The organism is Faecalibacterium sp. 3 (assembly GCF_048323735.1).
GTDB classification, from domain to species: Bacteria; Bacillota; Clostridia; order Oscillospirales; family Ruminococcaceae; genus Faecalibacterium; species Faecalibacterium wellingii.
Genome location: NZ_JBLWFN010000001.1, coordinates 2535102 through 2547623, shown reverse-complemented (window position 1 = coordinate 2547623; position 12522 = coordinate 2535102). Strand labels below are relative to the sequence as shown.

The window sequence follows — 12522 nt, the reverse complement described above, 5'->3', positions numbered from 1 at the left end:
CGGCAAAGCCGCCGGGCCGTCCGGTCCCTGCACCGCGTGCAGGAGGTCTTGGGTTTACAGTCCGCCAAACCGGCGGGAACGATGGTTGAATTCCTCAATGGCGGCGTCCAGATCGCTGCGGGTGAAATCTGGCCACAGAACGTCCATTTCCACCAGTTCGGAATAGGCTGCCTGCCACAGCATAAAATTGGAAAGCCGCTTCTCTCCGCTGGGGCGCAGGATAAAGTCCGGGTCCTTCTGGCCTTCTGTATACATCGCGTCGCTGAGCATCTGCTCGGTGATCTCTTCCGGACGGATCTCACCGGCCGCTGCTCTTGCAGCCAGACGCTGCGCAGCGCGCACGATCTCCGGGCGGCCGCCGTAGTTGATGGCGATGTTCAGAGTCATGCCGGTCTTGACCGAGGAATCCGCTTCCAGCTGATCCATCAGAGCCTGCAGCTTCGGGTCCAGTACGGTGCGGTCACCCATGAATTTGATGCGGATGTTGCGGTTCTTATAGTCAAAGCCTTTCAGCAGATATTCGCCGAACAGCCGCATAATGGCGTTGACTTCTTCCAGCGGGCGCTTCCAGTTCTCGGTGGAAAACGCATAGAAGTACACCGACGAAACGCCCAGTTCGTCACAGTAGTCGGCAATATCGCTGAAGACCTCTGCGCCTTTTTTGTGGCCCGCAGTACGGGGCAGGCCCCGGTTTTTTGCCCAGCGGCCATTGCCATCCATAATGATGCCGATGGAAAGCCCCTCGGCAAACTCTTTCGGATGCTCCATTCCTTCCTCCCGGCGGTCAGACCGCCTCCAACAAAAGTGCCGCGCACCACAGAAGCATAACTCCTCACCAGCGCACGGCACCTTGCGTTCTTTTTGACTTTATGCAGCCGATCAGACGGACATGATCTCCTTCTGCTTCTCTTCCACTGCAGCATCAATGTTCTTGATATACTTGTCGGTCAGCTTCTGGACATCCTCTTCCATGGTCTTCTGGCTGTCCTCGGTCAGCTCGCCGGCCTTCTTCATTGCCTTGGCCTTGTCCATTGCCTCGCGGCGGATGTTGCGCACGGCGACCTTTGCATCCTCACCCAGCTTGGAGACCTCCTTGGCCAGCTGCTTGCGGCGCTCCTCGGTGGGAGCAGGGAAGTTCAGCCGGATGGTGGAGCCGTCATCGATGGGGGTGATGCCCACATCGCTTGCCATGATGGCCTTGCTGATGGGGCGCAGCAGGGTGCGGTCCCAGGGAGTGATGGTCAGGGTGCGTGCCTCGGCAACAGCCACAGATGCCACCTGCTGGATGGGCGTGGGGGCACCGTAGTAGTCCACGCTGACCTTATCCAGCACAGCGGGGTTTGCGCGGCCTGCGCGCACAGCGGCCAGCTCGCGGCTGAGATGCTCGACCGAGCTCTTCATCTTTTCTTCGTAAACCTTGGTGTTGCTGCTCATTGTGGTAGTCTCCTGTTCCTTTTTATCTCAGGGCGGTGCGCAGAGCACTGCCCCTATAATGTATGTCTGCTGCGGGCTTCTCAGCCCTCGTAAACCAGCGTGCCCACATTCTCGCCCTGCACGGCACGGGCAATGTTGTCCGGATCGGCCAGATCAAACACGAGGATGGGCAGCTTATTGTCGCGGCACAGGGTCGCTGCAGTGCCGTCCATGACAGCCAGCTGATCCTCCAGCACCTTGGTAAAGGTAAGGGTATCGTACTTCTTTGCATCCGGGTACTTGTGGGGGTCCTTATCGTAGACGCCATCCACCATGGTAGCCTTGAACATTACATCCGCGCTCACTTCCACAGCGCGCAGAGCGGTAGCCGTGTCGGTAGAGAAGAACGGGTTGCCGGTGCCGCCGCCGAACACGGCGATCTTGCCCTCGTCCATGGCGCGCAGGGCCTCCTTGCGCGTAAAGGGCTGTGCCACCTGCGGCATCGTGATGGAGGTGAACACCTCGGTGGGGACACCCAGCTGCTCCAGCTTGTCGGAGACAGCCAGTGCATTCATCACCGTTGCCAGCATGCCGATCTTATCGGCCAGAGTGCGCTCCATTTTGCCGCTGGAACGGCCGCGCCAGAAGTTGCCGCCGCCAACCACGATGCCGATCTGCACGCCCAGCTCGTGTGCTTTCTTCACGCCGCCGCAGATCGCGTCCATGGTGGGTTCGTCAAAACCCATGCCCTTTTCGCCGCCCAGTGCTTCGCCGCTGATTTTCAGAAGGATACGCTGATATTTCAATGCCATAATCCAAACACCACCTGTTTATATTCCGTCGGGTCTATGCCCGGCATTGTTATTCAAGTATATTTTACAATAAAACCTGAATAAAGTAAACAGGAAATCTGCGCGGAAATCCGGAAGCTTTTATGAACGGCTGCGCAGACCGCGCAGCAGCTGCTTCATTCCGGGCGGAATGCGGCGGCTTTCCACCGCTTTCTGGATAGCTTTGTTGTGGGTCCACAGATCCAGCCGCTTTTCTGTGAGCCACGGCAGCGCGGCATCCGGCTGCTTTGCCAGTGCCGTGGCGAAATACCATGCCCGCATCATATTGATGTAGTATTCCGTGCTGCGCACATCGGCCACCCATTCCAGATATTCCGGCCGGAATGCATCATCCAGATAATAGCGCATCAGCATCTCCATGCCATAGCGCACGGTGTACACCTCACCCGAATCCAGCCAGCGGCGAATGGGCACCAGCAGCTCCTTCTTGTGCTTTGCAAACGCTTTGGGACAGAAGCAGTCGCAGGTGGCCCAGTTGTTGATGTAGGGCAGGAAAGCTTCCGTTTCAGCCAGCGCCCTGTCATAGTCCCGGATGAGCTCGATCAGGAACGCATGGAGGTTGTTCTCTTCGTAGTATCCATGCGGCAGGGCCTGTAAAAACACCTCTGCCTGCGCTGTGCCCGCGAGCTGTTTTGCCAGCCTGCGCAGAGCCGGAACGCGCACGCCGATCACCGTTTCCGGCGGAACGGTGGGCATCAACGCACTGTGAAAGGTGCGGTATGCTTCATCCTGCAAGGCAAACAGCTGCGCACGAATGATTTCTGCTTCCGGCTCCATCCTCTCTCCCTCCATTCTATTCTATTGTAGCAGAGCCGTATGGAAAAGCAAGGCCGTTCCGGAATTCTTTTCCGGTGCTTTAAGGAACACGCAAAAATTGGGCTGGACATTTGCGCCGGAACATGCTATAATATCGTTCGTAAATGCGGGCATCGTACATCGGCTAGTATATCAGCCTTCCAAGCTGAGGAGGTGGGTTCGATTCCCATTGCCCGCTCCATGCAGAAGAGACGCTGGTTCGTTCAGAACCAGCGTCTTTCTTTATACTCTGACCCCACTTTTGGCCTCACTTCGGATTTTGAAAGTCAAAAAGCCCTTGCGAAATCCAAAAAGAAAAGAGCCGGGCGGCTGCCTTCCAGCAGCTTCCCGGCTCGATTTTTTCTCGATCCCAGATATGGCAAAAGGGGAAAGCTCCGCTTTTGCGATGGAAATAGAAGGAGTTTTTACTCCACGCTGATCATATAATAGTAAACGGGCTGGCCGCCGCGGATGTGGCTGACCTCCACGTGATTGGGGCACTTTGCCTTTACGATCTCGGTGACCTTCTCGGCATCCTCATCGCTGACATCGCAGCCGGAGATGATGGTGACAAAGCTGGAATCCTTCTTGCACATGCTGCGTGCCAGACGATAGGTGGCCTTGGTGATGTCGTTGGAGGTGGAGACGATCTTGCCATTCTCCAGCGCCATGATCTCGCCCTTCCGGATGCGCTTGCCGTCGTACTCACTGTCGCGGGCTGCGTAGGTGATCAGGCCTGTGGACACCTTATCGGCAGCAGCCATCATGTTGATGGTGTTGGTCTCGGCGTTCACAGAGGGATCAAAGTTCAGCATGGCGGTAATGCCCATGGGCACGGTGCGGGTGGGCAGAACGACCACCTGACGGTCGGCCAGCTTCTGGGCCTGCTCAGCAGCCATGATGATGTTCTTGTTGTTGGGCAGCACGAACACGGTCTTGGCGGGCACACTCTGGATGGCTGCAAGGATGTCCTCGGTGGCGGGGTTCATGGTCTGACCGCCGGAAACGACCGCGTCCGCAGACAGATCGGTGAACACAGCCTTCAGGCCCTCACCGGCAGCAACAGCCACAAAGCCGTAGTCACGGCTGGGGTCCACGGCAGCATAAATGAACTCGCTGGACTGGGAAGGAGCCTTCTCGGCAGAAGCCTGCTTTTCCAGGCTCTTGCCCTGCTTCTGGCGGGCCAGGAACTGCTCGTGCATGTTCTCGATTTTAAAGTTGGTCAGGTAGCCATACTTGATGGCCTCGCTCAGGATCTTGCCGGGGTCGGCAGTGTGAACGTGCAGATTGATGACGTCATCATCCTCAATGCACACCACGCTGTCGCCGTTGGATTCTGCAAAGGCACGCATCTTTGCGGCGCTTGCGCCCTCATACTTGTTGATGAGGAACTGGGTGCAGTAGCCGTTCTTGATGTCTTCCACCTTCATCAGGTCGTCGGTGAACACGCCCTTGCCGGCGTTCTCGGTGGACAGCTTTGCCTTATTGGGGGCAGCTTCGCCGCCAGCCACGATGCCTTCACCGTGGAACACCTTGCCCATGCCCTCGAAGATGACCATGATGCCCTGACCGCCGGCATCCACAACGCCGGCCTTTTTCAGCACGGGCAGCAGGTTGGGGGTGTCCTCCAGAGCCTTCTGGCCGGCGGCCATCACCACATCCCACAGGGCCGGCACATCCTCAGCACCGCAGGCAGCGGCTTCCTCGGAGGCAACGCGGGCCACGGTGAGGATGGTGCCCTCGGTGGGCTTCATGACGGCCTTGTAGGCACCCTCAACGCCCTTCTTCAGAGCCTCGACGATGTCGGCGGCGGTAGCTTCCTTCTTGCCTTCCAGAGCCTTGGAGAAACCGCGGAACAGCAGGCTGGTGATAACGCCGGAGTTGCCGCGTGCGCCGCGCAGCATGGCAGAAGCAGCGGTCTTGGAGGCCTCGCCCACAGTGCAGCTGTCGTCCAGAGCCTCCAGCTCGCGCACGGAAGCACCCACGGTCATGCCCATGTTGGTGCCGGTATCGCCATCGGGAACAGGGAAAACGTTCAGCTCGTCCACACGGGAACGCTGATTGTTGATGTTGTTGGCGCCAGAGATAATGGCGTCACGCAAAATCTTACCAGAAATCATTCTTTTTTACTCCTTGTACTTGCCGGAAAAGCCCGGCGCTTTCAGACACACCCTGGGATGGTCAGACAAAAATCAGGCGATCACATCGTCTACGGAGACCACAACGCGTGCCACCTTCAGGCCGGTAGAATGCTCCACCTCGTCCTTGACGCGGTGGGAGATGCTGCGGGCGGCTGTGGAGATATTCAGGCCGTAGCTCACGGCAATGTGCAGTTCGATCACCAGACGGCCATCCTCCTGCGTGACACGGACACCCTTTTCCGGGTAATCGGAACCGTGCACCATGCTCTTGACGGCATCGGTCATATCACGGGGTGCCATTGCGGCAACGCCGTAACACTGTTTGGCTGCTTCACCTACCAGAGTAGCAAAGTACCCGGACGTAAAGCTGACATCCCCCAGAGGGAAACGGGAAGTGATCATAGTCGCTCTGCTCCTTTATGTTCGTTTTCGTAAAACACATTCAAGGTCTGGGGTACAGCAGGCATCTGCACATGCTGCACCGAGAAACACCCACCTTATTATACAACTTCCGGGGACGGTTGTACAGTTCTAATTGCTGGGATATCCACTTTTTGCACAGTTTTTTGCGGCTTTTGCAGAGTTCGGGCTGTTTCGCAGGAGGCCGATGCTAAGATGCTGAACGTGAGCCGCTTTTTTATCAAACACGAAAGTATGACGAAAGAAAGCAAACAATCTGTTAAAAAATTATAAAAGATGGAAGGGAATGCTTTATCTGACTATGAAAAAGTGCTAAAATAGAATCAAGGATAGGGACCGCGGCGCAGGGTTCCCGCTTGTGCGGATGGACTGCGTTATTTTTTGCGCACGGCGCATGGATCAATGTTTAGGAGCTGTTGTCATGAATATTCTGTTCTTCCTTTCCCCCAAGCAGGATCTGATGTACGTTTACGACGATTTCACCCTTCGGCAGACACTGGAAAAGTGGGAGAATAACCGCTACGCCTCCATTCCGGTGCTCAACCGTCAGGGCAAATATGTGGGCACTCTGACCGAGGGCGATATCCTCTGGGGCCTGAAAAAATACCACGGGCTGGATCTGGAAGCGGCTGAGGATGTGCCCATTTCCGCTTTTCCCCACAAACGGGACTACAAGGCCGTCACCGTGACCACCAGCATGGATCAGCTGATCGAAGCGGCTATGAACCAGAACTTTGTGCCGGTGGTGGATGACCGGGGCATCTTCATCGGCATCGTGCGGCGGCAGGCCATCATCCGGTATTGCTACGATAAGACCCGTGCTGAGCAGCACGAGGAAAAACACATTTTGGAATATGCGGCAGCCCATTGAGAAAGGAAAGCTGCGTCACGCTATATTATAATATGTAGGAGACCGCCCTGTTCGGCTGAAGGAACAGGGCGGTCTTTGTTCTGAAAAACTTTGAAAATCCGGTTTATGGTACCTGAACTGTGCGATAATACAGCCATGGAACCAAAAAGGTTCCAAAAATCTGCAAAAAACGGATATGGGAGGGAACCCCTATGAAGGATTTTGAAATGCGTTATGTAGGAAGCCATGTGGAAGTATACAGCGGCAGCGGAGCGTTCCTGTTCTCGGCAGATACCGTGCGGGAAGCCATGGAGGAACTGGCAGAGTAAGAAGCTGCGTTCCCTTGTGATACGGAAAACCGCCTTGCCGGGCCGGATAACTCGGGCCAATCGGTATACTCTTCCTGCAAAAAACAACTTCTGTGTATGGAGCGACTACAGTCGTTTACGGCTTTAATGTAAAATCAATGTAAAATAATTGAAAAAAGAAAGAGCGAAACTATTAAGAGACGGAAAAATGTGTAGAAAAAGTGATTTTCTTGTAAAATAAACCTTGTTGTGACGGGATAAAAAATGATATAATAAATCCAAGCGCGGTCATTGTGCGCTGTTCTGTGCAGCAGAGCGGCAGACCGCGGCATCTGCCAGATAAAGCAGGCCCGGTGTGCGGGCAGGGCAGATGGACAAGGATCAAAAGGAAGATCATTTTTTAGGAGTATCGTTATGGATATCACACACATTACCTCTCTGTTGGGTGGAATTGCGCTGTTTCTGTACGGCATGTCCATTATGGGCGCTGGTCTGGAAAAGCTGGCTGGCGGCAAAATGCAGGGCGTGCTGCAAAAACTGACCTCCTCTACGCTCAAAGCAGTTATTTTCGGCACCCTGATCACGGGTGTCATTCAGTCCTCGGCCGGCACGGTCGTGATCTGTGTCGGTCTGGTCAACTCCGGCATCATGACCCTTACGCAGTCCGTAGGCGTCATCATGGGTGCAAACATTGGTACGACTGTTACCGGTCAGCTGATCCGCATGGCGGACATCTCCGGCGACAGCCTCTGGCTGACCCTGATCCAGCCTAAGACCTTTGCACCGGTGGTGGCGTTTATTGGCTGCATTTTTTATGTGTTTCTGCGCAGTGCCAAAAAGAAGAACATCGGCCAGATCATGCTGGGCTTCGGCATCCTGTTTACCGGCATGAGCCTGATGGACACCGGTGTGGCTCCCCTGCGTGAGAGTGCCGTGTTCCAGAATTTGTTCGTTACTATGACGAATCCCATTCTGGGCATTCTGGTGGGCGTGGTGGTCACGGTGGTCATCCAGTCCTCCTCTGCATCGGTGGGTATCCTGCAGGCGTTGTCCAGCACCGGCCTTGTCACCTTCAGCTCGGCCATCCCTATCATTCTGGGTGCCCACATCGGCACGGCGTTCACGCCGCTGCTGACCATCGGCGGCTCCTCCAAGGACGGTAAGCGCGCTGCACTGATCCACCTGTACTTCAACATCATCGGCAGTGTGATCCTGCTGGCACTGGTGTATGCGGTGCAGTTCACCGTTGGCATCCCCATGTGGAACGACGTGATGAACAAGAGCACCATCGCAAACATCCACACCCTTTCCAGCGTGTGCGCCATGCTGCTGTTCCTGCCCTGCAGCGGTGTGCTGTCCAAGCTGGCCATGCTCACTGTGCCGGACAGTGCCGAGGAAGCACAGGAGCTGAGCATGCCGGTGCTGGACGAGCGCCTGTTCAAGAGCCCTGCGGTTGCCCTGCAGCAGGCCAAGAGCGCTGTGGTCAAGATGTCCCGCCGTGCTGCCCGCAATGTGAATCTGGCCGCACCGCTGCTGCTGAAAATGGACGAGGATACGGTCAGCGCCATCCGTGTGCGTGAGAACCTGATCGACCGGATGGAGGTGGCAATCTCCAACTACCTGATCAAAATGACCGATCAGGAGCTGGGCGACGACGAGAGCCACACTGTGACGGAGCTGCTGAACTTTGTTACTGAGTTCGAGCGCATTGGTGACTATGCGGTGAACATCATGGAAAAGGCAGAGGAGCTGGAAGAGAAGGAAGCTTCGTTCAGTGAGAGTGCCACCAAGGAGCTGCTGCTGCTGGAAAATGCACTGGAACGCATCCTGACCCTGACCAACGATGCCTTTGACAACAACGATATGCGCATGGCGGCTCAGGTGGAACCGCTGGAAGAGGTGATCGATGTGATGGCAGAGCGCCTGCGCGACCAGCACATCCTGCGCCTGAAGGACGGCGTGTGCTCCATTGACACCGGCGTTGTGTTTCTGGATGTGCTGAACAATGCAGAGCGCATCTCGGATCACTGCTCGAATATTGCCGCGCGTCTTATTGGCATGGATGCCAGTGAGGACTACGACTCCCATACCCTCAAGAGCATCATGCATCACAATCCCACCAAGGACTACATGCTGGAATACGAGGAGTGCCGCAAGACCTACCTTGTTCCGCTGGAAGAAATGGAAGCCTGAACCTGAATGAGAAAAGGACCTCCGGAGAAGCATCCGGAGGTCCTTTTTGCATCACAGTGAAATGGAGTGCTCAGGCACTTTTGGGCAGAGACACAATGACCCAGCGGTGCGGCCCATGGAAGCCGTCCACCTTGGCAGCTTTGCTGCAGGTACCGGGGCTGGGCGGGCCGAGGTGGATGCCGCGGTCCAGCTGCTTGCCGCAAAGACGGCACTGGTAATGGAGGGTGATCTGTTCTGACATAAGGACGCACTTCCTTTTATAACTGCTGAAACGGGTTAAAAAACTTTACCTTACATTCCTATTATATGTTTTTTATATCGGAATGTCAACAAAAACGATTATAAAATTGGAATAAAAGTAGGCAAATTGCACTTACTCTCCCAAGTCTTCCAGCAGCAGGTCCAATTCCCGTTCGCTGTACACCGTCACGCCGCGCTTGATGCGCAGAGCATCGTTCTCCGGCAGGAGATTCGTGTAGATGCCGGTGATGGTAATGAGCACTTCCGGCTGACCGTCGGTGCCGCAGCGGTACACGGCCACCCGTCCGCCTTTGTCGCACAGACGGTAGCTCTGCGCGGCAAGCTCCGGCAGCGCCTGCGCGGCAAGATCTGCTGCAGAGGAGGGCGGGGCTTCGCTGCCGGGATCGGGCACCGGCAGGCGCAGCTTTGGCAGGGCCATCCAGAACAGGCTGAACACAATGGTAAATACGCACAGCCCATAAAACAGGCAGACACACAATTTGCGCATGGGGTAACACGCTCCCTTCTGGCACAAGTATGCCCAAAAACAGGGGAGAACAGTCAATTTTCACACGGGAATGCTGTACTTTGCATGGCAGGATGTGCTATACTACAATCGATTAGACCTGTTATGGCCGAAGATTGGTTCTTGCCCGCATTCTGTGTGCGTGCTATAATATGGTATTGTGTGCAGCTGTGTGCGCATGGATGGAAGATACCAGCGCACGGCGCTGAAATGCAGCCTGAAATGTTAGGAGGCGATTCCTATTTCCAATATGAAGAAGATCAACCGCTCCGACAACGGACGCCCTGCTGCGCCCAGAGGCCGGAGGGTGAATACGAGCAACAGCCGCCGGGAACCTCAGCATGCCCCCCGGTCCGGACGGGAACCGGAGGAGCTGCAGGAATCCCGTGAAAAGAAAAAGCATCCGCTCCTGCGGTTCATTGGCCGGACCATTGCCACCCTGCTCTGTCTGGGCGTGATGGCAGGCAGCCTGCTGGCTGTGGGTGCCGTCTATTACGTGGTGCAGGCCACGGCCAATGACGGCGATTTGCTGGATCTGGATAACATTGAACTGAGCCAGTCCAGCGTGGTGATGGCCACCGACCCGGACACTGGTGCACAGGTGGAGTACGCGACCCTGCGCTCCTCCAACAGCCACCGCGTGTGGGCAGATCTGGAACAGATCCCTGCCAACCTGCAGTATGCGTTCATCTGCACGGAGGATAAGGATTTCTACAATGAGCCCGGCGTCAACTTCAAGCGCACCATCGGCGCAATGATCAATGAGTATCTGCTGCCCATCTACAGCTCCAAGCAGGGTGCGTCCACGCTGGAACAGCAGCTCATCAAAAACCTGACCGATGACAACAGCGCCAGCGGCATCGATGGCGCACTGCGCAAGCTGCGTGAGATCTATCGTGCCCTCTGCCTGAGCCGCAGCTATTCCAAGGAGACCATTCTGGAAGCGTACCTGAACACCATCAGCTTTACCGGTACTATTCAGGGCGTGCAGACTGCTGCCAACGAGTACTTTAATAAAGATGTCAGCCAGCTGACCCTGTGGGAATGCGCATCCATTGCGTCCATCACCAAGAACCCCACCAACTACAACCCCTATACGAATCCCGAAAACCTCATCAACCGCCGCAACTTCCTCATGTACAACATGTGGCAGCAGGGCGTGATCAGTGAGGAAGAGTACCGCAATGCAGCTGCCCAGCCGCTGGTGCTGGCTGAGGAAGAGGACAGCAAGAAGAACTCTTCTGTTACCTCTTATTTTACCGATGCACTGTTCACGGAGCTGGTGCAGGATATCATGGCCAAGGAGAACATCTCCGAATCCGAAGCCCAGAAGCTGCTGTACACCGGCGGCTTTACCGTGGAGGCTACGGTGAACACCAAGGTGCAGTCTGCCATGGAGAACCTGATGCTGAATGCCAACGACGCATATTTCCCGGCGGGCTGGCATGAGGAAGAGGTGACCTCCATTTCCGATGACGACGTTCAGGTGATGAACGACGACGGTACCCCCAAGACCCGCACTGGCGATGACGGCACGGTCTACTATTATCGCAACGTCCGCACACAGGCGGCGATGGTCACGCTGGACTATGACGGCAACGTAATCGCCATTGTGGGTGGTCTGGGCGAAAAGACCAGAAGCCTCTCGCTGAACCGCGCTTACAGCGTCACCCGCCAGACGGGTTCTACCATCAAGCCCATTGGCGCGTATGCACTGGGCATTGAATATGGTCTGGTGAACTGGTCTACCATGCTCAACAACTCGCCCCTGTACCAGAAGCAGGACATGGTGATCCGTGACGAGGACTACTGCCGCAAGAACGGCTTGATGGGCCTGTCGGACAAGCAGCTGCGTGCTTACCCCAACGCATGGCGCAGCTGGCCCCGGAACTACGGCGGCAATTATGGCGACCACAGCGATATCCCGCTGTGGAACGGCCTTGCCCGCTCGTTGAACACCATCGCAATCCGCGTGGGCGATCTGGTGGGCGCAAGCAATATCTTCAACTTTGTTTACAACACCCTGCAGCTGAACACACTGGACCCGGCGAACGATGTGGGCCTTGCCCAGATGGTCATGGGCAGCCAGACCCATGGTGTTACGCCCACGGCTCTGGCGGCTGCATTCCAGATCTTCTACGATGGCCAGTACACCACCCCGCACCTGTACACCCGGGTGCTGGATCGTGATGGCAACATTTATCTGGAAAACAATGCTACCAGCTATCAGGCACTGACGCCGGACACCGCTTACGTGATGAACCGCCTGCTGAAGAATGTGCTGTACTCCAGCGTGGGTACCGCAGGCGGGCGCTACCCCAATTCCAACGGTATGGAGTCCTTTGGTAAGACCGGTACGGCCAGCGACGAAAAGGATCTGTGGTTCGTGGGCGGCACGCCGTATTATGTCACCGCTGTGTGGTGGGGCTACGACGCACCCTACGATATGACCAAGACCCTTGGCAAGCAGCAGGCAAAGACCCGTACCTGTGTTATGGCATGGAAGGCGCTGATGGAACAAGTGCAGGCAGACCTGCCTTATAAGGCATTCCCCAGTTCCGCTGGCGTTGTGGAGCGCCGTTACTGCACCCAGAGCGGTCTGCTGGCCGGCGGTTCCTGCCCCAGCACGGCCGTGGGCTACTACCGTGCAGATGATCTGCCCGCCGCCTGCAACTATTCCCATGCGGCAGCACCCGCTGCGCCTGCAGCAGATGCAGCAGATGCAGCACCGGAGCAGACTGTCATCCCGGCAGATACAAGTAATCTGGATACCGAGTGATCTGTA

Annotated in this window: 11 protein-coding genes and 1 tRNA gene; 4 read left to right on the top strand and 8 right to left on the bottom strand. The window is 56.1% G+C overall.

Annotated elements, in window-relative coordinates; genetic code table 11:
• Window positions 1-54 precede the first annotated feature (54 nt).
• The 4 genes from uppS to ACNSPV_RS12020 all read right to left on the bottom strand — a co-directional run bounded on the left by uppS (window position 55) and on the right by ACNSPV_RS12020 (window position 3041).
• Window positions 55-768: a polyprenyl diphosphate synthase gene (gene uppS / locus ACNSPV_RS12035; protein ID WP_339395133.1), complete on the bottom strand. Its 714-nt coding sequence runs from the start codon at window positions 766-768 to the stop codon at window positions 55-57.
• 111 nt (window positions 769-879) lie between these two features.
• Window positions 880-1434 carry a ribosome recycling factor gene (frr, locus tag ACNSPV_RS12030; RefSeq protein ID WP_249236924.1) on the bottom strand — a complete coding sequence of 185 codons (555 nt, stop codon included), beginning with the start codon at window positions 1432-1434 and terminating at the stop codon, window positions 880-882.
• An 80-nt stretch (window positions 1435-1514) separates the two neighbouring features.
• Window positions 1515-2225 (bottom strand): UMP kinase, encoded by a 711-nt coding sequence (gene pyrH, locus ACNSPV_RS12025; RefSeq protein WP_249236923.1) that lies wholly within the window; start codon window positions 2223-2225, stop codon window positions 1515-1517.
• 120 nt (window positions 2226-2345) lie between these two features.
• On the bottom strand, window positions 2346-3041 hold the full coding sequence (locus ACNSPV_RS12020; protein WP_348583225.1) for a DNA alkylation repair protein: 696 nt from the start codon (window positions 3039-3041) through the stop codon (window positions 2346-2348).
• 145 nt (window positions 3042-3186) lie between these two features.
• Between ACNSPV_RS12020 and ACNSPV_RS12015 the strand changes: the two genes are divergently transcribed.
• Window positions 3187-3261 (top strand) — tRNA-Gly (locus ACNSPV_RS12015).
• 223 nt (window positions 3262-3484) lie between these two features.
• Here the strand turns inward: ACNSPV_RS12015 and ACNSPV_RS12010 are convergent.
• Window positions 3485-5179: a DAK2 domain-containing protein gene (locus tag ACNSPV_RS12010; protein ID WP_339395131.1), complete on the bottom strand. Its 1695-nt coding sequence runs from the start codon at window positions 5177-5179 to the stop codon at window positions 3485-3487.
• A 72-nt stretch (window positions 5180-5251) separates the two neighbouring features.
• Window positions 5252-5602, bottom strand: a complete 351-nt coding sequence (locus ACNSPV_RS12005; protein WP_249236920.1) for an Asp23/Gls24 family envelope stress response protein — start codon at window positions 5600-5602, stop codon at window positions 5252-5254.
• A gap of 439 nt (window positions 5603-6041) precedes the next feature.
• Between ACNSPV_RS12005 and ACNSPV_RS12000 the strand changes: the two genes are divergently transcribed.
• Window positions 6042-6491, top strand: coding sequence for a CBS domain-containing protein (locus ACNSPV_RS12000; protein ID WP_348583227.1), 450 nt, complete (start codon window positions 6042-6044; stop codon window positions 6489-6491).
• Window positions 6492-7192: 701 nt separating this feature from the next.
• Window positions 7193-8971: a Na/Pi cotransporter family protein gene (locus ACNSPV_RS11995; protein ID WP_249236918.1), complete on the top strand. Its 1779-nt coding sequence runs from the start codon at window positions 7193-7195 to the stop codon at window positions 8969-8971.
• 70 nt (window positions 8972-9041) lie between these two features.
• On the opposite strand, the gene ACNSPV_RS11990 is transcribed toward ACNSPV_RS11995, so the two are convergent.
• Together ACNSPV_RS11990 and ACNSPV_RS11985 are read right to left on the bottom strand one after the other, a co-directional pair.
• Complete coding sequence (locus tag ACNSPV_RS11990) at window positions 9042-9212, bottom strand: hypothetical protein (protein WP_154255643.1); 171 nt, start codon at window positions 9210-9212, stop codon at window positions 9042-9044.
• A 132-nt stretch (window positions 9213-9344) separates the two neighbouring features.
• A complete protein-coding gene (locus ACNSPV_RS11985) occupies window positions 9345-9719 on the bottom strand; it encodes a hypothetical protein (protein WP_339395130.1) in 375 nt (124 codons plus the stop codon).
• 268 nt (window positions 9720-9987) lie between these two features.
• On the opposite strand from ACNSPV_RS11985, the gene ACNSPV_RS11980 reads away from it, so the two are divergent.
• On the top strand, window positions 9988-12516 hold the full coding sequence (locus ACNSPV_RS11980) for a transglycosylase domain-containing protein (RefSeq protein ID WP_348583229.1): 2529 nt from the start codon (window positions 9988-9990) through the stop codon (window positions 12514-12516).
• Window positions 12517-12522 lie beyond the last annotated feature (6 nt).